This is a genomic window from Colwellia sp. Arc7-D, assembly GCF_003061515.1.
In the GTDB taxonomy this organism is placed as follows: Bacteria; Pseudomonadota; Gammaproteobacteria; order Enterobacterales; family Alteromonadaceae; genus Cognaticolwellia.
Genome location: NZ_CP028924.1, coordinates 3,549,360 through 3,570,828 on the forward strand (window position 1 = coordinate 3,549,360; position 21,469 = coordinate 3,570,828).

A 21,469-nucleotide genomic window follows, 5' to 3' on the forward strand; every position below is an offset into this window, starting at 1 on the left:
TCTCTCACTTAAATACTTTATTAAGTAATTTATCAATTATCCTATTTTTTAGCGGCTAGTATTTAAAATTAACGAATAAAACATATAGACATCTAAACGTCTGAGTGATATCTTTTACAAAAGTTAAATACATAGACGTCTAAACGTCTCGTGTATTAACGAAAATAATTTGTTTCACCCAGAAAGTTTTCCGAGGATTAGATAAATGAGCATCGAAACAATAACATTAGGCGCAGGCTGTTTTTGGTGTATTGAAAATATTTTTGCTCGCATAAAAGGCGTTACTTCAGTCACAAGTGGTTATGCCGATGGCGACATTATCAACCCAAGCTATGAGCAGGTTTGCAGCGGTACAACTAATCACGCAGAAGTTGTGCAAATTGCATTTTCTCCCGAGTTATTGAGTGTAGAGCAAATTTTAACGGTATTTTTTGCCATACATAATCCTACAACGATCAATCGCCAAGGTGATGACATTGGTAGTCAATATCGCTCAACAATTTTATTCCACAACCAAGTCCAGCAAGAAATCGCATTAGCTCGAATCGCTGAGTTAACTGATGAAAAAGCCTTTGATCAACCCATAGTTACGACGGTAAAAGCCGCCAATAATTTTTATAGTGCAGAAAGTTATCATCAAGACTATTTTACTAACAACCCTGAAAACAAATACTGCCAGTTAGTGGTTGCGAAAAAGATACAAAAATTTTTACATGAGTTCTCTTATCTTTTAAAAGATGAAAACTTATTAGCACAAGCGAGTTAATAACAACGACTTTACAAATTGCGAACCACTGCTGAGCAAACATGATGAATAAAAAAACGCATAACAATAAATTGTTATGCGTTTTTTTTGAGCATGATTAACTTTATTTACCTAACTCGAATGAACATCCGAGTGTTAATACATTAAGGTATATAGCTTACGTCTGTATTTTGTTGCTAGGGCATCACCATCTGGTAATGATTTCAGCACATCTAACAATAAATCCTTACTGGTCATATCTGCGCCATCTTTTTGTACTAATAAAAACAGTATCGATAACGCTTCATCATTACGATTAACTTGGCTGTATTGCGCCGCTAGTTTTTGTTGTAATTCAATATTATCTGGATCGTTTTGTAATTGTTGCTCAAGTGCTTGAATTTCAGGAGAGTCTGCCGCTTGATTCGCAAGCTCCAACTTCGCCACTAACGATTTATAATCGCTATTTTGATCAATCATTTTTATGCTATTGAGCAACACTTCAGCTTCTTCGACTTTACCCGTTTGAATATAAACATTGGCTAATACTAACTTAATATCAGCGCGTTCATTGTCGAGTTGGTAAGCTTGGCTAATAACAGGCAATGCCTCTGCAATTTTATTTTCTGCTACTAATTCATTTGCTTGTGTTAATAAAGTGTCTTGCTCTTTTGGTAAATATTTCGCTAAAAATTCACTGATACTTTCGTCAGTTTGTGGTCCAGTCAACCCATCAAGCGGTTGACCGTCTTGTACTAAAATAGCGGTGGGTAAACCTTGAATACCAAACTGTTGAGCAATTTGCCCTTGAGTTTCACAATCAACCGTTGCATACAAAATAGTATCGCCAACATTGGTTAATGCTATAGCTAATTTATCTCGCAATTCAACACTTTCTGGTATTTGCTGAGCCCAAAAATCAACCAGTACAAGTTTAGTTTTTGATTCTTCGAGAATAACTTGCTGAAAATTTTCTAAGGTAATCGCAATAGAATTTGCCATGAATGCAGTTCCAATAATAAAGACATATATTTTTAAGTGGGGTCAAACCCTAAAGATACAAGCAAATGTGCTAAATATTTCTTATAAGCACTGGCTATAAATCAGTGCGCGTGACAGCTGAATGGTTAAAAGTTCAAGGATATAAATTTTAAACGCACGCCTCTACACTTGCTCTTAAGCCAATTTAAACAGCTCAGCTAATAATGTTACCGAGGTTAGCACAGAGTCAAACAAGTGAAGCCTATTACATTTGACCTTAATGCTTAATAAGCTCATAATTTATAGGAATTTTATTATTAGATAAGTCGTTAAATGTCATTAGAAATATTTGTTATCGTTATCGTCATCATTACCTCTCTTTTATGGTATTTAAAACGAGGGAAAGGTAATAGAAGAATTAGCCGAACTCAAAATATTGTCGCTAAACGTAGTCAATCACCAGCAGCTAACATACGTAGCATATCATCTCCCATTCAGGTGCCAGTTCGCCTTATTCCAGAGGCAAATAGTGGGATAAATAACTTAGCGAATAATTCAAATGACTTTTTGAATTTTACATTACTGCCTTTTGATATTCTTAATCGTAAGCAGCAACAAAAAATTAATGAGATGAGTCAATGCTGCCGTCAGCCAAACCCCTTATTGTTAAGTTTGACCAAAAGCGAACTTGAAGCTAAAGAGTTAATCACTCTGATCAAATCAGATGCCGAAATGACAGCCAAAATACTTAACACGGTTAACTCGTCACTTTTTTCTTTGCAACAACCCATTGAAAGTATTCATCATGCCATTGTATTTATGGGCGCAACCGCAGTAAGAAATATCGCTATACAATTTATTTTACAACAAAGCTTGTCATTCAAAGACGAAGCGCAAGCGGCTGCTTATAAGAAAATATGGGTATCAAGTTATCTCGCAAGTTCTTTAGTATTTTTACTTGCTAAACATTTAGACAAAGAAAATGCCGCTGAATTATCTACCTTATGTCTACTAATGAGCTTGGGCGATATGACAATGCTCTCTTACAAGCCATCAATAGCCAGTTCTTATTTGAGTCAAACGTCATTGTTTGAAAGAGTACAAAATGAGCAGATATCATTAGATGTAAACTCATCGGTGATAGGTAAGGCTCTAGCAGAGCAATGGCAACTGCCCAAGTCAATTGTTGAAGGAATTGGTAACAGCCTAATCCCTTTAGTGAATGACAAACTCATCAGTGTTATGCCGCTTGAAGAAGCTCAAAACACTTTGCTTTGTTACTTATCTTGTCGACTAGGTGATTTAATTGCGTTTGGAGGGATTAGAGATATTTTTCAGGGTGAAAGCAATGGTATCGATGCATTAAGCAGCGTAGATTTCATGTATGTACAAACAAATATAGAACAGCTAGGTCTAGAAAAAATTAGCCAATTATTTCAAGATCCAAGCTTTGTAAATAAAGCGAAGCGACTCATTGCTCAAATCGGCGCTTAGCTCTTATAATTTTTACACACTTAGTTTTGTATATTAGTTTTATATCTAGATTGGTATTTATTTTTATATTCAGTTTTTAGCTAACGCTCTTTCCCACGCTTAGTTTTCAAGCGTTAGTAGGTAGGTTCAGAGCGTTTAACTTTTATTCAGCAGCGACAATAATTTAAACGTTTTGCAATAATTCGCGAGCTATAATCACTTTCTGAATTTCACTGGTACCTTCATATATCGAAGTTACACGCACATCACGCGCCATCCGTTCAAGTGGGTATTCTTTTACATAACCTGCACCACCCATTAACTGTAAAGCATCGTAACAGGCTTTATTGGCATTTTCTGTGGCAAATAATTTCGCCATTGACGCTGCCATACCAAAAGGCTGACCTTGGTCTTTAGTATATGCCGCTTGCATCAGTAATAATCGCGCAGCTTCCATTTCGGTATAACGCTCTGCTAACTTCCACTGTAACCCTTGAAAGTTTGAAAGTGATTGGCCAAATTGCTTACGATCAACAATATACGCTTTTGCATAATCGAGCGCGGCAAGTCCCACACCTAATGCTAATGAACCAATACCAATTCGACCACCTGCAAGCTCTCCAACCGCGACGCCAAAACCTTTATTTTCTGCGCCCATCATGGCCGATGCAGGCACACGACAATTATTAAAGTGCACTTCATTGGTCGGTGATGCTTTTTGTCCCATTTTTTCTTCTGCTTTACCAATGGTGATACCGTCGGTGCTCGCTTCAACGATAAAGCACGAAATACCTTTACCTTTTTTAGCGGCAGGATCGGTAACCGCCCAAACAACAAAAACATCAGCAAACGAACCACTGGTTATATAAAGCTTACTGCCATTAATAATATAGTCATCGCCATCTTTAACCGCTTGTGTTTTCATGCCCGCAGGGTCTGATCCTGCCGTAGCTTCAGTTAAACAAAAACCACCGGCGCGATATTCACCGCTACAAATTTTTGGCAAATATTTATTTTTCTGTTCTTCATTACCTACCGCTTGAATAACTTCTGCCACCATATTGGTTACCGATGTTGTTACCGCGGTTGAGGCACAAGCACGTGCTATTTCAGTAATGGCTAAGCTAAAAGCGACGGTACCTGCTTCAACACCACCATATTCAGCTTTGATATTTAGCCCCATAAAACCTAACTCATTAAGTTTAGCTAAGTTTTTCAAAAACAATGCTTGATCCGTTGTTTCATCAAGCTTTGCTGCTACAGGTGCTAATTCACTATCGGCAAACTTTCTTGCCATATCTTGAATCATTATTTGTTCTTCAGTTAAAGACAAATCCATCAAAATTCTCACTTGTTATTAGTTTAATATTAGACTCTACTTTTTAAAGCTAGCGTTAATATTAATAAGACTAATGTAATAATACGTTTGCTATAGCTACAAAGTTTAGATTCGTTCTAATGCACTACTTTATAGATTTATAGCAAAAACGCGCCAAAGCGCGTTTTTTATTTATCATATTGTAACAACGTTTACAGTACAAACCAAAGCAGACCAGCACCCAAAACTAAGCGATAGATTACAAATGGCATCATGCCTATTTTATTTACCATGATAAGGAAATAATGAATACACGCGTATGCACTCACAAATGCTAAAGCACTCCCTAACCCCATAGCTGCCCAATCAACACTACCAGCTTCTAGAATTAGCTTTAGAGTTAAATAGCTACCTGCCATGGCAATCGCAGGAATTGATAATAGAAAAGAAAAGCGCGCAGCATTTTCACGGCTTAAGCCTAACATTAAGCCGATAGTCATAGTGATACCCGAGCGAGATGTACCTGGAATTAAAGCGATTGCTTGAGCCAAACCAATAAGCATAGCGCCTTTAAAACCTAAATTTTCAATGGTTTTATTTTGTTTAGCTTTAAAGTCTGCAAAACCAAGTAAAAAACCAAACAATAATGTAGTAGCCGCAATCACAAGAGCACTGCGCAGGTGTTCTTCAATGAAGTCTTTACCCAATAACCCAAACAAGCCTGCTGGAATAGTGGCAAATATAATCCACCAAGCTAACTTGCCATCAAAATTATCTCGTTCGCCTTTCAACGTACCAAACCAAGCAACAGCCATGCTGCCAACTTCTTTTCGAAAATAAAGCACTACCGCTAATAAAGTACCAACATGTACGGCAACATCAAATGCTAAGCCTTGATCTTTCCAGCCTAAAACAGCTGACGGTAAAATTAAGTGTGCCGAACTAGAAATAGGGAGAAACTCTGTTAAACCTTGGATTAACGCTAAAATAAAAACTTCTACTGTACTCATAAAACTTATATTCCCTTATTTTTTTCGGCCCAAACTAAAGGCACTACTTTTAACTGTTGAAGACTTTTATCGTATTGTTGCCATAACTCACGATAAGACTGCCCAATAATAGGGTGAACTAGCTGCCCTGCGATTTCGGCCAGTGGCCATAATACGAAGGCATTTTTATTGATTTCTTCACGAGGTATTTGTGCAGGCGCATTAGCAATAACATTATCATAAAGTAATAAGTCTAAATCTAACGTACGCGGACTAAATTTTTTAGCGTCTTGGCTTCGGCCATTAGCAAACTCTATTTTGCGTAATATCGCGGCAACCTCATCTAAGCTGTACTGTGTTTCAACACCAACGACCATATTGTAAAATGCTTTTCCGGCAAAACCAACAGCTTCACTTTCAAATAAAGAAGACAGTGTAAGTACACCAAAAGTATCGCTTAGAGCATTAAGCCCTTGTTCTATATGATGTTGGCGGTTAATGTTACTGCCAAGTGAAATATAAATTTCAGCCATTACATTATTTGATCAAGTTTCTGTGAAACACGCTCTATCTCAACACCTACTGTAGTGGCATTATGCACGGCATTTGGTTTCATTAATTTTAATCGTAACCAAGGAATTTGATAATTAGCGATAAGAAACTCAGCAATTCGTTCGGCAAGCGTTTCAATTAAATCAACCGGATTAGCGTTCGCGAACTCGACTATTGCTTCAGAGATTGCGGCATAATCAAGTGTTTTAGATAATTCGTCATTTTTTGCAGCTTCAGCCGTATTCCAACCCATCGCTAAATCTATAACAAGTGTTTGTTTAATTTCTTTTTCCCATGCGTAAAAACCAATGGTTGTTTGAAAGGTTAACCCTTCAATATAGACTTTATCCACACTCAAACCTTATTTATCTAATGGCGTTTCATGAGATAGTACAAACAATCGCCATAACTTACTTTACAAAATAAATGGCGAGTTTACCTGTGCAGGTCTAGAAAAACTAGTAAACAACACGCTACAATGACAAAAAGATAAAAAGAGTTGGCTATTTTTACCGCTTACTTTGAAAGGAACTGAATATCATTAGTTTACTTGTTACATTTTTAATGGTTGTTATGGCCTACCTAGTAGGTTCAATTTCGAGTGCCATTTTACTTTGTAAACTTTTGAGCTTACCCGACCCTCGAACTTCCGGTTCCAAAAACCCTGGCGCTACTAACGTTTTACGTATTAGCAATAAGTATGTCGCGGCCTCTGTGCTAATTTTTGACATACTAAAAGGAACTTTACCGGTATGGGGCGGCTACTTTCTAGGCTTAGATCCTGTATATTTGGGAATCATTGCTGTTGCCGCTTGCTTAGGGCACATGTATCCGATATTTTTTAATTTCGAAGGTGGTAAAGCGGTGGCGACTGCCTTTGGTGTGTTGTTACCTATTGGTTTGGATTTAGGTGGCTTGCTTATATTAACATGGCTAATTGTCGCTAAAACCACGCGTTATTCAAGCTTAGCTGCCATTGTGACCGTATCAATGGCACCCTTATACACTTGGTTATTAAAACCTATTTATGTCTTTCCTGTTTTAATGTTATCTGCGCTGATTATATTTCGACATAAAGAAAATATAATCAGACTTATACAGGGTTCAGAATCAAAAATATCTTTTACTAAAAAATAATATTGTCAGTCCGATTAAATTGGCTTTAACGTATCGAGCGGCCAACGCGGAGTTGCTTTAAACGTTAAGTCAGTATCAACACCCGATTTTAAACGTTGTAAACCTGCGTAAGCGATCATCGCACCATTATCAGTACAAAACTCTGGTCTAGGGTAAAAAACTTCTCCCCCTAACTTTTTCGTTATCTCTGACAACTTTTCTCTTAAAGCGCTATTTGCACTGACACCACCAGCAATAACTAAGCGATTTAAATCACATTGTTTTAATGCTCGTTTACACTTAATGGCTAACGTATCAACTACAGCTTCTTGAAAGGCATAAGCAATATCAGCTTGGGTTTGCGCTTTTTGCTCAGGTGTTAACGGTTCTTTTTCTTCTTTGCGAATAGTATTTGCTGCTGAAGTTTTTAATCCGCTGAAGCTAAAATCTAATCCAGGCCTATCAGTCATTGGTCGTGGAAATTTATAACGACCTTTGCGTCCACTTTCTGCCATTTTAGCTAATACAGGGCCTCCTGGATAATCCAGCCCAAGCAATTTAGCTGTTTTATCAAAAGCTTCGCCTGCTGCGTCATCCACAGATTCACCCAGTAACTCATAATGACCAATACCGTCAACACGCACTAACATGGTGTGACCGCCCGACACTAATAAGGCGACAAAGGGAAACTCAGGAACATTTTCTTCCAACATCGGCGCTAATAAATGCCCTTCCATATGATGAACAGGAACAGCAGGTAAATCCCAACCATAAGCCAAACTGCGACCTATTGAACAGCCAACTAATAAAGCCCCCACTAAACCTGGCCCTGCTGTATAAGCAACACCATCTAAATCAGCTGGCGTTAAATTAGCGTCTGCCAATACTTGTTTTATTAATGGAATAGTTTTGCGAACGTGATCGCGTGATGCTAATTCTGGCACTACTCCACCATAATCTGCATGAACCGCAATTTGACTATAAAGCCTATGCGCAACTATACCCTCAGGTAAGTTACCTTCACCGTCATCATAAATTGCAATACCGGTTTCATCACAAGAGGTTTCAATCCCTAAAATTCGCATAGTTTTACTTTACCTAGAATTGTTTCATCAACATTAGAAGCCGACTGAAAGTTAATTAAAAAACCAGTCGTTATATAGCCGCTGATTTTACCTATGCACTTAGCAACTTTCAATTTATAGCGTATAAAAGATACCTTAATAATGAATATCGCCTAAAACGAGTTATATAAAGTCAACAATAGGAGCATTTATAGGTGAAAAATTTATTACTACTTTACATTACCACATGCTTCGCATTAGAATACGTCACCAATTTTTAATAGAGTGGGTGAAGATGAGGCCATGTGGCTGAAATCAGACACCGATTTAATATAGATTCTAACTAAGGTAAAACAGTACATGCCAGTAATTAAAGTAAGAGAAAACGAACCATTTGACGTTGCACTACGTCGTTTCAAACGTTCATGTGAAAAAGCAGGTATCCTTTCAGAAGTTCGCCGTCGCGAATCTTACGAAAAGCCAACTTGGGAACGTAAGCGTAAAAAAGCAGCAGCAGTAAAACGTGCAGCTAAAAAAGTTTCTCGTGAGAACGCTCGTCGCGTTCGCATGTACTAAGAATACCTTAGTAAATCCTAAGCCAACTGAGTTAACTTAAGCGTATACTAACTATGAGTCTACTTAGCCAACTTAAAGATGAAATGAAAAATGCCATGCGTGCCAAAGACAAACTTCGTCTTGGCGTAATTCGTATGGCACTATCTGCAATAAAGCAGGCAGAAATCGATCACAATACAGAAGCAACCGACGACAATATCATTGTTTTGTTAACTAAAATGGTTAAACAACGCAAAGAGTCTATCAAAATGTTTACTGAAGGTGGTCGCGAAGAATTAGCAGCTAAAGAAGCTGCTGAAATCGTCGCATTAGAAGATTTTCTACCTCAACCATTATCTGCAGATGAAATTAACCAACTGATTACAAAAGCGATTGCCGATACCGGTGCAGCCTCAATGGCTGATATGGGTAAAGTAATGGCGGTGTTAAAACCGCAAATGCAAGGCAAAGCGGATATGGGCGCTGTTAGCGGTCAAATTCGAAAAGTTTTAAACAGTTAGTTAATCTTCCATTTTGAACTTCACTGTTCATTCTGAATATAAACCGCGACAGCTTTGGCCTCGCGGTTTTATTTTAACTAGCATACATAAAGTTACTATTCTCCCAATATTAATTGTGTAAAAATAGTATTTTAAATAGAAGTAATGGTATTTATGGCTGGTATGATCCCTCGACAATTTATTGATGACCTATTGGCACGTGCCGATATAGTCGAATTAATAGATTCTCGCGTACCTTTAAAAAAAGCAGGTAAAAATTACCAAGCTTGCTGCCCTTTTCATACCGAAAAATCCCCCTCTTTTAGTGTTAGTCAAGACAAGCAATTTTATCACTGCTTTGGTTGTGGCGAACACGGTAATGCTATCTCGTTTTTAATGGAATTTGATCGTTTAGAGTTTCCAGATGCTGTTGAAGAACTGGCTTCCCATTACAATATGGAAGTGCCTCGAGAACAAAATAATCGCTCTCCAGCTCAGCAAAAACAAGATCAAAAAGCTTATATACAAAAGCAAGACGACTATGAATTAATGGCACAAATAAGCCGTTTTTATCAACAACAGTTAAAAGTTGCCACCGATAAAGATGTCGCCATTAATTATTTAAAAGGTCGAGGTTTAAGTGGCGAAATAGTAAAACGTTTTGGTATCGGCTATATCAGCGATGCCTGGGACGGCATGATGAAAACATTTGGTCGCAGCGGCCAAATAAATCAGCAACTTGTTGATTTAGGCATGGCAATACAAGGTGATAAAAATAGACCTTACGACCGATTTAGAGGCCGTATTCAATTCCCTATTCGTGATAAACGTGGTCGTGTTATTGGTTTTGGTGGACGAGTATTAAGTGACGGCACGCCTAAATATCTTAACTCGCCTGAAACACGTATTTATCATAAAGGCCAAGAGTTATATGGCTTATTTGAAGCTAAACAAGCCGTTAAGCAATTAACCCGTTTAGTGGTTGTTGAAGGCTATATGGATGTGGTTGCCCTTGCACAACATGGTGTTGACTACGCAGTAGCTTCGCTTGGTACAGCCACCACACCTGAGCAATTACAAACATTATTTCGCACCGTGAAAGAAGTTATCTGTTGTTACGATGGTGACCGAGCTGGCCGTGATGCTGCATGGCGAGCTATGGATAACGCCCTGCCAATGATTCAAGATGGCTATAGCCTTAAATTTGTTTTTTTACCTGATGGGCAAGATCCCGATTCAATGATCAGAGAGCAAGGCCAAGACGCTTTTGAAAGTATCTTAGACAATGCCATTCCTTTATCTCGATTTTTATTTGAGCACTTATTAACGCAAATTGATATGAGTTCACCAGAAGGAAAAGGCGCTGCTGTAGGCGCATTTCAACCTTATTTAGCTAAACTGCCAGAAAGTAATCTTAAAGACGCTATAGTCACTAAGCTAGCAAATCAATTTGGCGCAAGTAACGAGTTACAGTTAAAAAAACTGCATAAAAACTTTGCGAATACGACTGAAAATAAAGTCAAACCGAAGCGACCAAAAATAACTCCAGTGAGACTCGCTATTGCATTATTACTCGAGCATCCCCATATAGTAGAAAAGCTGCCTGATCCAAATATATTGGCAGATTTAAATTTACCGGGCATTCCGTTACTTAACGAGTTACTTAGGTTATGTAAGCAAAACCCGAAAGTTAACAGTGCACAGCTTATTGAATATTTTAGAGATCAAGAAGCCGGAAAGCAGTTAACGAAAATAATGTGTATCGAGCATCACATTGAAACAGGTCATGCTGAAGATACTTTTCTTGATATTATTGAAAAGTTTCTTAATAAATTTTTAGAAAATCGCTCGAATGAATTAATGGAAAAGCAACGCACTGAGGGATTAACCAAAGCTGAAATAGGCGAATTACATAGCCTACTAAGTGAGCAAAAATAATATAACGTGCTGAATATATTTCAGCATTAAATTAACAACAAAAAACAGTTACGACTGGTAATTTAGTAAACATTTCGCTATAATTTCCGGCTTACTGTTGTAATTTTGATAGCCATAAATAGGTGGACACTCGTCAATGGATCAAGCCCCACAATCTAGACTTAAAGAGTTAATAACCAAAGGTAAAGAGCAAGGTTATTTAACTTTTGCCGAAGTTAACGATCATCTCCCTCAGGATATTATCGATTCAGATCAAGTTGAAGACATCATTCGAATGATTAACGACATGGGTATTCAGGTGTTTGAAAACGCACCGGATAACGACACGTTAATGATGAGTGAAGCCAATACTGATGAAGATGCAGCTGAAGCTGCGGCGCAAGCACTTGCTACCGTTGAAAGTGAAATCGGTCGTACTACTGATCCCGTTCGTATGTATATGCGTGAAATGGGTACAGTTGAGCTATTGACACGTAAAGGCGAAATTGTAATCGCCAAGCGTATCGAAGAAGGCATCAAAGAAGTACAGCGCAGCGTTTCAGAATACCCGCCAGCAATAAACTACTTGCTTGAGCAATGGGATAATTTTGAAGCTGAAGAAGTTCGCTTGAGCGATATTATCGTTGGCTTTTTAGACCCTGACGCTGAAGATGAAGAAATTCCTGCTGCAGCAACGCATATCGGTTCTGAGCTTTCTAAAGAAGAGTTAGCAGAAGAAGATAAATCTGATGATGACGAAGACGAGGAAGAAGAAGATACCGGTCCTTGTCCTGAAGAAGCGCGTGAAAAATTCACTGCTTTGCGTGAAGCATACGAACATGCCAATAAAGTCATCAAGACTAAAGGCCGTGGTCATGCTAGTGCACAAGCGGCAATTGACGCTTTAGCTGAAGTCTTTAAAGAATTTAGAATCGTACCAAAAGTATTTGATCGCTTAGTGAAAAACATGCGCAGTGTGATGGACCGTTTACGTGTTCAAGAACGCTTAATCATGAAACACTGTGTGGTTGGTGCTGGTATGCCAAAAACTACTTTCATCAAAATTTTTCCAGGTAACGAAACCTCGAAAAGTTGGTTTGAAGAGCAAAAAGCTGCTGATCTTCCTCACTCGAAGAGAATGGCTGACATTGAACTTGATGTTGAACGCTGCATTTACAAACTAAACATGTTAGAAGAAGAAACTTATCTTAACGTACATGGCATAAAAGACATTAACCGTCGTATGTCAATCGGTGAAGCGAAAGCTCGTCGTGCGAAAAAAGAAATGGTAGAAGCTAACTTACGTTTGGTTATCTCAATTGCTAAAAAATACACAAACCGTGGTTTACAATTCTTGGATTTAATTCAAGAAGGTAACATTGGTTTGATGAAAGCGGTTGATAAGTTTGAATACCGTCGTGGTTATAAGTTCTCAACTTATGCAACATGGTGGATACGTCAAGCAATTACACGTTCAATTGCCGATCAGGCGCGTACTATCCGTATTCCAGTACATATGATTGAAACGATTAACAAACTTAATCGTATTTCACGTCAAATGCTACAAGAAATGGGTCGCGAGCCAACACCTGAAGAATTAGCTGAACGCATGATTATGCCAGAAGATAAAATTCGTAAAGTGTTAAAAATCGCCAAAGAGCCAATTTCAATGGAAACCCCTATTGGTGATGATGAAGATTCTCACTTAGGTGATTTTATTGAAGATGGTAGCGGTGAATTGCCAGTTGACTCAGCAACGTCTGAAAACTTAAAAGATGCAACACACGAAGTATTAGCGGGCTTAACAGCACGTGAAGCTAAAGTATTAAGAATGCGTTTTGGTATCGATATGAACACAGATCATACCTTGGAAGAAGTCGGTAAACAGTTTGACGTAACACGTGAACGTATTCGTCAAATTGAAGCTAAAGCATTACGTAAATTGCGTCACCCTTCTCGTTCTGAGCAACTTAAAAGTTTCTTAGACGGCGAATAAATTTACATAAAGTAATTTAAAGCATAAAAAAAGAGCATATTAGTTTAACTAATATGCTCTTTTTATTTGTCCGATAAAACCACTGCTAATACTCAGTAACGGCTATTCACACCTAGATCAATCGAACACTATTTTTTATAAAGCTGGCTATCTATATTATATTTAATTAGCTTTAAGTTAAAAGTGCGTCGTTCCATATTAAGCTCTTCAAGAACCGCTTGAACACTGCCCTTGTGACGCTGAAGAGAATTAATAAGCATATTGGCTTCAAAATCATTAACCAGATCTTTCAAAGACGACTGTACGAGTTTATCTTGCTTGTCTTGCTCGTTTGGATTCAGCAGTTCATTAAGATCATGACAATTTTTTATAACACAACGAGTAGCAACATTGATCAATTCACGAATGTTACCCGGCCAGTCATACTCTAGTAACTGACGTTGAAGGTTAACTCCCGCACCTGACCATTCAATGTTATTTTGATTCATAAACTGACTCGAAAAGTGTTCGAACAACAATAATATATCTTCTTTTCTTTCGCGTAGCGGTGGGATATATAACTCCGCAACTTGCATACGAAAATATAAATCTTGTCTAAAGTTTGGGTTATCTTTTAGATCTTCTTTTGTCGCTGAAATAATACGAATATCGATATCTTTAGCAAGGTTGGAGCCTAAAGCTTCAACCTTATTTTCGGATAATGCACGTAATATTTTTACTTGAGCACTTAAAGGGATAGACTCTACTTCATCAAAAAATACGGTTCCTTTATTCGCAAATTCAAATTTTCCCATCCGGGTAGTATCTGCACCACTAAATGCACCTTTTACATGGCCAAACAACTCTGATTCAAATAAGTCTTTGGGGATTGCAGCACAATTTAAAGCTACGAATTCGGCTTTTTTACGGTCACTAAAATCATGTAAACAGTTAGCAACGACCTCTTTACCTGCACCTGTTTCACCGTGGATCAGTACAGGTACATCTAAATTGGCAACGGACAATATATCTCGGCGTAACTTAGCCATTTTAGGTGAAACGCCCATTAAGCGAGTTTCTATGGCATCTTTATTTTTTAAAGCATTGCGCAGACGGGCTTGGTTATAAGTTAATACCCGTTTCTCAATGGCTCTATTAATGCTTTCTAAGAGTCGCTCAGGCTCAAAAGGTTTTTCAATGAAATCATAACAACCTTCTTGTACCGCTTGAACTGCTTGAGATATATCACCGTGCGCAGTCATTAATATAACAGGAATATTTTTATCACAGCTAAGTACCTGATTAAGCAGTTCAACTCCGGTAATTTCAGGCATTTTGATGTCACTAACCACAATGCCTGGAAAATCTTTATAAATAAACTTAATGGCTTCGGCGGGATCTAGAAATGAATGAACTTTTGTAAAATGAAGGGATAAATAGTCAGAAACATTCGTCAGTAAGTCTTTATTATCGTCAACGATGACGACCTCACAAGTTTCAGCAGTTAGATCATCAATATCGGTCATGTTGTCCTTCAGTACAGTGTATATTTTATCAATAAGTGCTTAAATTGAAATAAAGCGATTTATATGAACTTGTGTAATTTATTTTAACCTTAATTAAACCGTTAGATCTTATATTTAAAGCACTTATTATTTCAGGATAAAGGCAATGAAATGGTAAAACGTGTAGAGTTCTCCAAACATTTCACCTCAATATTCCCATCATATTCTTTAATAATATTATTCGTAATCGCTAAGCCTAAACCAAGCCCTTTACCAATAGATTTTGTTGTGAAGAAAGGTTCGAAGATATGTTCAACGACACTTTCATCCATTAAGCCACCATTGTCTTCAACAATAACAAAGGCATGTTGATCAATCACTTGAGTTGAAACAAAGACTTTAGGTTGCTCTGATTTTTCAACAGCATCTAATGCATTCCTAACTAAGTTGCCAATGGCCATTTCGAGTTTAGTCGAATTCATACTCACTAGCGGTGTTTGCGCATCGAGTGTGATATCAATAGTCGCAGCATTATTTTCAAGGTAAGTACTTAATAAGCGTGTAATTAATTTATTAAGATCAACACTTTCTGCTTTAGTTGAGCTACCACCTTGATAAGCAAATGATTTTAATTGAATAAGTATATCCTGCATATTATGACAAAGTGGGAGTAGGTTATTCAACGAGGTGTTTACCCCTTCCCAATCACTTCTTTGTTGTTTAATAGCAATACTTGCTAATGCACTTTTAAAGGCAACTAAAGGCTGGCTTAATTCATGTACTATTGCCGCAGCCATTCGGCCTAGAACGACCATTTTTTCTTGGCGCATGAGTTCTTTTTGGGCCGCATTAAGCGCTAAGGTTCTTTCTTGAACGAGCTTTTCTAAACGAGAGTTAGCAAAACTTAATGCTTCCTCTACTTTTTTACGTTTAGTAATATTCACAATAGTCATTAAATACAGACTATCGTTAATGTTGATAGGACTAATAATGTACATGATTGGCAATGCCGAGCTACCACTTTTGTCCGTTAACGAAGCTTCAGTAAATGTTTCTTTGATGTTTATAGCTTCTTCAAACCTTTTCGGTAATCCAACAAATTTATTTATGTTTTTTCCTTTAATTTCATCACTATCATCATAATTACACAAGGCTTGGAAAGTGGCATTGTTACTGAGAATATTACCTTTTTGATCAAGTGTTAAAATTCCAACTTTCGTTTGATCAATGATCAGCTGCATTTCAGCACGATGCTTTTGATCTGTTTTTTCTTTCAAATTACGTGTGTATTCAATAAACCGGAGATGCTTAATAAAAACATAAAGACCATACAATAAGAACGCTATGATTAAACTGCTAAAAATGGTCTTTTCAATAATAGTGTTCAAAGGTAGTGCGTAATAAAGTCGCCAATTTTTTAATAACGTATTTTCTTTTTTCCCTAATTGAGTAGACTCCATTAAGAAGTGCTGATCATCAATTTCCCAAAGCGTTAATGAGGCCCAATTAAGGTAAAAAGAGTTATTAACGATTAATTTAGGAGTTTGACCTGCAAATTGTTGATGCTTATTAATGCTCTCTAATTGGTTGGCTGAAAGAGCAGTAAGGCTATTATATTTCCATGATTTTTGTGCCGACATAATAACAACATCATTGTCATCAACCACTAACACATCACCTGTCAATTGTTGCCAAGAACGCTCAATATTATTAGGCTCAACTTTAGCAACAATAACGCCAAATCCTGAATTAAAGCCTTCGATTCGAGAAGAAATAAAATAACCAGGGATTTTACTCGTAATGCCAACACCATAATACAAGCCACTGCCTTCGCGCATACTTTGTTCAAAGTAAGGCCTAAACTCATACTGATTGTTCATAAAGCTGGTGGGTTGATCATAATTACTGGTGGCAATAACAATACCTTTATTATTCATTAAATAAAGAATGTCGACACCAGCAGAAATCTGCATAGATTTTAATAATTCATTGAGTTGAGAACCATAATCATTATCTTCAACCGCTAACCTTAAACGAGTATCATGCGATAATATTTTAGGCAGATATTGATACTTTTCTAAAGTACTAGTGAGCGTTTTTTCAATGAGAGACAATCGAAATAAAGATGCGTTTTGACTATCTTTAATCCAAATTAAAAGCACCACAATCACTAGGCTAACAAAAGTTAGCCCAAATAAAAGTGGTATGTACTTTTGTTTAAACAAGTTGGGCACAGGTAGTTTTTTTATTAAATTGAATGAATGAAAAAAGTAAATAAGCTAAGAATATTACAGATAACACTATTTTTAGTAAAACTCCGTCAAACGGCCAGAGTAATAAAGTACCGACAACCCCTAGCACCAACCTGTTAGTTCGATTAATAACGTCCATTACAACTCCTTCCCAGGCTGCGATAATACAAAATAGACCTATAGCAGAAAATACAAAAATGAGAATACGTTCTTCAGCATCACCCATCACTAATCCAGTGTACGCCATTAGTATAGGTACAATATATAGCCCTTTAGCAAGCTTCCAAGCACAAAAGGCTGTTTTAGTATGATCGCCTTTAGCAATACCCGCTGCAGTGTAAGCAACTAAGCATACTGGTGGAGTAACATTACTGTCTTGTGATAACCAAAATATAACTAAATGAGCCGCTAATAAAGAACTCGCTAAAATCTCTGGTGATAACACCATGTCATATAACATAGTACGAATTTCACTTGGTGCTGCTAATAAAGCATCTGACAATGGCATACTGCCATCGGCAAAAGCAGGTAATAAAGTTGCGATCATATCCTTAGAGACCGATAACGAACCATTATTAATAACTTCTGTTGTTACTTGTAATGAAATCAGGTCACTAAGCACAGGGGCTAATAATGTTGCCACTATAATATAAGAAGCAGTTACAGGTAATCCTGCACCTAAGATAAGTGAAGCAACGGCAATTAATACGATGAGTATCAGTAAACTACCATCTGCCCACTCAATTGCCATTAATGAAAAAGTACTTCCTAAGCCTGTCGTAGTAATAGCATTTACCATTAATCCGATTGTAATTAATAGGATTGCAGTAACCACCATGCCTTTGGAGCCTTCAGCAAGGGCATCACTAATTTCTTTTAGTTTCATGGGTTTTTCTGATATCCAAGATAAAAGGATAATAGAAACTATTGCCATGCCTACAGCATATAGTGGAGTAAAACCAATGATTAAGCACGTGACCAATATACCAATAGAAACTAAGTGTCTCCAGCCGTTTTTAACATTATCATCACATTCTGATGAGTCAGTAGCTAACTTGTTCGGGATATCAATACCCCGTTTAATCGCGTACGCTCGAACAAAAAAACCTACTGTAATATAATAAAGTAAGGCAGGAAGTAAGGCTGCAGTAACAATAGTTAAATAAGGTAATTGAGTATACGAAGCCATAATAAAAGCACCTGCGCCCATTACTGGAGGCATAAGTTGCCCGCCAGTCGATGCTGCCGCTTCAACGCCACCCGCGAACTCAGCTGAATAGCCTGCCTTTTTCATTGATGGAATAGTAATAACACCAGTCGCCGCTGTATTAGCAATGGCAGAACCTGAAACTGAGCCCATTAATCCAGAGGCTAAAACCGACACTAAGCCTGAACCGCCTCTGAATCGTGATGCAAGTTTACCTGCAACTTTTAATAAGTAATCGCCCGCACCTGATACTTGTAAAAAAGCACCAAACAAAACGAACATAAAAACGAAGGTCCAAGACAGCTGAGCAATAGTACCGAACATACCATCAGTACTGAAATAGCTGCGAAAAAGCATAGTTTCCCATGACAGACCAGGAAAATTAAACACACCCGTTACGTATTGGCCCCAAACGGTTATATACGTTAGAAAAACAACAATTAAAGTTGGAATGAACCAACCAATAGCTTTAAACATTAAGACTAAAGCCAAGATAATAGCTAAAGCACTGAAAAAGAAATCTGTACCAATAAAGGTTTGTCCTCTTTCATAGAGACTGTCTTCGGCAAATATAAGATATGTTGAGCTAGCAATAATACCAACTGAAACAGCTATTTGTTGCCATAATTTTTTAAAGTGTATAAGAGAGCCAAGACAACCAAATAACGCAAAATGAGTGGCTGCAGCCCAATTTTCAGGAATAATAGCGAAGTAATTTAAGCCGACATGTATGAGGCTTGATAAAACTGCTAGCCAATATATCATGGGGATTTTTATATTTTTAATATTCATAATTTATCCAACTATTGATATTTTTAATTGATGTTTTTTTAAGATAATTATCGCTCTATTGAATGAGATAATTTAGGTTACTGGCGTTTTCGACGAAGTGTTCATTGCATTTTTATATCACTTAAAACCCATTCTACAAAACACTAAACCCCTAATGTAGAATGGGTATAAATTATCTATTCAATGATTAAATGTGCCGGAATTTCAACACCTACTTCACGATAATAACGAACTGCTCCAGGATGAAGTGGTACGGTTAAACCGCTAATTGCACTCTCAATACTCATTACTTTTGTTGCCGAATGTATACTGTGTAAGAAAGGTAAGTTTTCATAAATAGCTTTGGTAACTAAGTAAACATCTTGCTCGGGCAAATCAGCTTTTACGGCTAAAAAGTTAGGTTGAGCAATAGTATTAATTGGTTCTTTTTGATTAGGGTAAGTTTCTGCTGGAATTATTTGACGAACCCATAATGGGAAATCTTTGTTAATTTTTGTCAATGATTCATCTGAAATATTCAATACTTTCAAATTATCACCTTCACTAGAAAAAGCACGTGTAACCGCACTAACAGGCACACCAGCAGGAGTGTTCATGCCTTTGATACGACCATCTTGCATGGCGCCAGCACTAGCTCCGTATCCCATATGAACATTGTTTAGTTTATCCGTATTAATACCTACAGCGCTAAGAATATACTTGCCTGAACCTTCGGTTCCTGAGTTTCTTTTACCAATCGAAAACGACTCATTATAAAGTGCATTCATATCAGTTAGGTTGTTGCCCTTAACGGCATCTTTTTTAACCGTGAAGTGCTCAACATTTTTCCATAACATGCTCACCGAACGAAATTCTTTATTTGCGCCTTGTTTTTCAAAGGGGCCAATACCATTCCACGCCCACGCACCATATAAACCTTGTAATATGCCAAATTGTGCTTCGTTTTTACGCATTAAATTTAAGTTATCACCAGAGCCTGCCGAGGTAATAGCAGATAGAGATAGTTTTTCTTGAGGGGCTAGTTTTATTTTTGCTAAAGTCGCTACTGCAACACCTACTGGATAGAAAGTTCCGCCGGTTGACGCGGTTGATAAAATGTAAGATCTGGGTGTTTTATTCTCAGCGGCTTGTCCTAATAAAGGCAATATTATTAATGATATACAAGTGACTGCTAATTTAATTTTATTCATGTCATTCTCCAAAATATTAAAGCTTATGTGCTTATATTTGCACTTAAAATAAGTAATTAGATAAGGTCTTAGAAAGATATTTTTACACCGACAGTTATGTCGTCATCGCGATTTTTTAGCTGAGCAGCTTCATCATCGTAATCGGTGTATTCAATAAAAACCTCGCCATATTTGTTAAATTTCTTTGTAGCGCCAATCGCTATTTGATTGCCTTTAATAATGCCATTATCTAAATTGTAAATTCTAAATTGTGGCGTTATACCAGACTCAAGAGTGTATGAATAATAAAACCCGATAGTATTAAATTCTGTACCATCTGATACATCTTCATTTTGATAACGTAAAACAACCTTATGGTTATCAGCTTTATATTGAAGTGCTGCCGCAAGAGTGTCAGCATCTGGTTTGATGGCATCGTTAATACGCAGATCATCACTACGATCAAAATAAGATACGCCCAGTTGCCATGCACCGATTTTATACTTAGCTGCGATGTTGTAACTATCTACACCAGAGCTTTGAGTATCATTACCATCTATCTCTGCAAGCACACCAATACTTAACCCGTTATACGATGGTGAAAAGTAAGCCACTGAGTTGGCTTCGCGAATTGACGAGTTCTCGCTAGCATTCCATCTAATATTGTAGTGTCTAGGATTATGAAAAGTAATATCAATAGGCAACACAGTCCATAAGTAGTGTGGTGAATATTGTTTACCTAACCTGATTTCACCAACCTCTTTATTTTTCAAACCAACAAAAGTAATACGCTTATGATAATCGCTGGCATCACTATTAATAACACCATCATCTAAAACAATTCTCCCCTCAAGTTGGTAAGTCCCCTTCCATTCATCAGAAAGATTAACATAGCCTTTAATGCCTATACGTGAAATACCATCGGCAACATCGCTTTCTTGTTCTTTTTCTTTAGTAACAAGTGCTCTTAAGCTGCCGTAGAATTGCACTTTTCCCCATTCACCTTCAGTAGCAATTTCTGCCGATGCAGGTGCGGCTGTTGTAGCAGCTATTATCAATGCACTGAAAATGCAGTTAAATTTAGTATTCATATTATTCCCTTATATTGTGCTTTTAATTTAATTGGGTGATGAATGTTGTAAGAATTATATTATTTGTTTTCGTTTTACTTTCCCCATCACAATATATATTGCACAAGTCATGCCTAAATTAACTAATTGAATCTAAATGATATTATTTTAAGCATGAGAAAAATAATTCCTATTACCAAAAACAGAAGGAATATTTTTACCTAATTTATAGATATTTAATAGTACAAGGCATAGTGGTGAAAAATTCGCTCTTCAAGCGAGAAAATAA

General features: G+C 37.2%; 18 protein-coding genes. 7 read left to right on the forward strand and 11 right to left on the reverse strand.

Annotation, left to right across the window (positions count from 1 at the left end; all coding sequences use genetic code 11):
• Positions 1 to 205: 205 nt before the first annotated feature.
• Positions 206 to 766, forward strand: coding sequence for a peptide-methionine (S)-S-oxide reductase MsrA (msrA, locus tag DBO93_RS15300; RefSeq protein ID WP_108457117.1), 561 nt, complete (start codon positions 206 to 208; stop codon positions 764 to 766).
• Positions 767 to 901: 135 nt separating this feature from the next.
• Here msrA and DBO93_RS15305 read toward each other — a convergent pair whose 3' ends face one another.
• On the reverse strand, positions 902 to 1,747 hold the full coding sequence (locus DBO93_RS15305; RefSeq protein WP_108457118.1) for a tetratricopeptide repeat protein: 846 nt from the start codon (positions 1,745 to 1,747) through the stop codon (positions 902 to 904).
• A gap of 312 nt (positions 1,748 to 2,059) precedes the next feature.
• On the opposite strand from DBO93_RS15305, the gene DBO93_RS15310 reads away from it, so the two are divergent.
• Positions 2,060 to 3,220: an HDOD domain-containing protein gene (locus DBO93_RS15310; RefSeq protein ID WP_108457119.1), complete on the forward strand. Its 1,161-nt coding sequence runs from the start codon at positions 2,060 to 2,062 to the stop codon at positions 3,218 to 3,220.
• Between the two features lie 163 nt (positions 3,221 to 3,383).
• Here DBO93_RS15310 and DBO93_RS15315 read toward each other — a convergent pair whose 3' ends face one another.
• The 4 genes from DBO93_RS15315 to folB form a co-directional block, all read right to left on the reverse strand.
• The gene (locus DBO93_RS15315) at positions 3,384 to 4,538 is read right to left on the reverse strand and encodes an acyl-CoA dehydrogenase family protein (protein WP_108457120.1); all 1,155 of its coding nucleotides are present in this window, start codon (positions 4,536 to 4,538) and stop codon (positions 3,384 to 3,386) included.
• A 191-nt stretch (positions 4,539 to 4,729) separates the two neighbouring features.
• Positions 4,730 to 5,527, reverse strand: a complete 798-nt coding sequence (locus tag DBO93_RS15320; RefSeq protein WP_108457121.1) for an undecaprenyl-diphosphate phosphatase — start codon at positions 5,525 to 5,527, stop codon at positions 4,730 to 4,732.
• A gap of 5 nt (positions 5,528 to 5,532) precedes the next feature.
• On the reverse strand, positions 5,533 to 6,039 hold the full coding sequence (gene folK, locus DBO93_RS15325; protein ID WP_108457122.1) for a 2-amino-4-hydroxy-6-hydroxymethyldihydropteridine diphosphokinase: 507 nt from the start codon (positions 6,037 to 6,039) through the stop codon (positions 5,533 to 5,535).
• Positions 6,039 to 6,410 carry a dihydroneopterin aldolase gene (gene folB, locus DBO93_RS15330; protein ID WP_108457123.1) on the reverse strand — a complete coding sequence of 124 codons (372 nt, stop codon included), beginning with the start codon at positions 6,408 to 6,410 and terminating at the stop codon, positions 6,039 to 6,041. The genes folK and folB overlap by 1 nt, the downstream gene beginning before the upstream one ends.
• Positions 6,411 to 6,598: 188 nt before the next feature.
• Between folB and plsY the strand changes: the two genes are divergently transcribed.
• Positions 6,599 to 7,195: a glycerol-3-phosphate 1-O-acyltransferase PlsY gene (gene plsY / locus DBO93_RS15335; RefSeq protein WP_275403670.1), complete on the forward strand. Its 597-nt coding sequence runs from the start codon at positions 6,599 to 6,601 to the stop codon at positions 7,193 to 7,195.
• 14 nt (positions 7,196 to 7,209) lie between these two features.
• Here plsY and tsaD read toward each other — a convergent pair whose 3' ends face one another.
• Positions 7,210 to 8,259 carry a tRNA (adenosine(37)-N6)-threonylcarbamoyltransferase complex transferase subunit TsaD gene (gene tsaD / locus DBO93_RS15340; RefSeq protein ID WP_108457125.1) on the reverse strand — a complete coding sequence of 350 codons (1,050 nt, stop codon included), beginning with the start codon at positions 8,257 to 8,259 and terminating at the stop codon, positions 7,210 to 7,212.
• Positions 8,260 to 8,598: 339 nt separating this feature from the next.
• Here tsaD and rpsU point away from each other — a divergent pair, with 339 nt between their 5' ends.
• The 4 genes from rpsU to rpoD all read left to right on the forward strand — a co-directional run bounded on the left by rpsU (position 8,599) and on the right by rpoD (position 13,206).
• On the forward strand, positions 8,599 to 8,814 hold the full coding sequence (gene rpsU / locus DBO93_RS15345) for a 30S ribosomal protein S21 (RefSeq protein WP_011045067.1): 216 nt from the start codon (positions 8,599 to 8,601) through the stop codon (positions 8,812 to 8,814).
• Positions 8,815 to 8,867: 53 nt separating this feature from the next.
• Entirely contained in the window at positions 8,868 to 9,314 is a 447-nt protein-coding gene (locus DBO93_RS15350; RefSeq protein WP_108457126.1) for a GatB/YqeY domain-containing protein, read from the forward strand.
• A gap of 153 nt (positions 9,315 to 9,467) precedes the next feature.
• Positions 9,468 to 11,231 carry a DNA primase gene (gene dnaG / locus DBO93_RS15355; RefSeq protein WP_108457127.1) on the forward strand — a complete coding sequence of 588 codons (1,764 nt, stop codon included), beginning with the start codon at positions 9,468 to 9,470 and terminating at the stop codon, positions 11,229 to 11,231.
• 136 nt (positions 11,232 to 11,367) lie between these two features.
• Complete coding sequence (gene rpoD / locus DBO93_RS15360; RefSeq protein WP_108457128.1) at positions 11,368 to 13,206, forward strand: RNA polymerase sigma factor RpoD; 1,839 nt, start codon at positions 11,368 to 11,370, stop codon at positions 13,204 to 13,206.
• A 128-nt stretch (positions 13,207 to 13,334) separates the two neighbouring features.
• On the opposite strand, the gene DBO93_RS15365 is transcribed toward rpoD, so the two are convergent.
• From DBO93_RS15365 to DBO93_RS15385, 5 genes are all read right to left on the reverse strand, one after another.
• A complete protein-coding gene (locus DBO93_RS15365; RefSeq protein WP_108457129.1) occupies positions 13,335 to 14,711 on the reverse strand; it encodes a sigma-54 dependent transcriptional regulator in 1,377 nt (458 codons plus the stop codon).
• A 131-nt stretch (positions 14,712 to 14,842) separates the two neighbouring features.
• A complete protein-coding gene (locus DBO93_RS15370; protein WP_162533802.1) occupies positions 14,843 to 16,852 on the reverse strand; it encodes an ATP-binding protein in 2,010 nt (669 codons plus the stop codon).
• A 55-nt stretch (positions 16,853 to 16,907) separates the two neighbouring features.
• A complete protein-coding gene (locus DBO93_RS15375; protein ID WP_108457131.1) occupies positions 16,908 to 18,941 on the reverse strand; it encodes a TRAP transporter fused permease subunit in 2,034 nt (677 codons plus the stop codon).
• A gap of 176 nt (positions 18,942 to 19,117) precedes the next feature.
• Complete coding sequence (locus tag DBO93_RS15380) at positions 19,118 to 20,131, reverse strand: TAXI family TRAP transporter solute-binding subunit (protein WP_108457132.1); 1,014 nt, start codon at positions 20,129 to 20,131, stop codon at positions 19,118 to 19,120.
• A 68-nt stretch (positions 20,132 to 20,199) separates the two neighbouring features.
• On the reverse strand, positions 20,200 to 21,201 hold the full coding sequence (locus tag DBO93_RS15385) for a porin (RefSeq protein WP_108457133.1): 1,002 nt from the start codon (positions 21,199 to 21,201) through the stop codon (positions 20,200 to 20,202).
• Between the last annotated feature and the right edge of the window lie 268 nt (positions 21,202 to 21,469).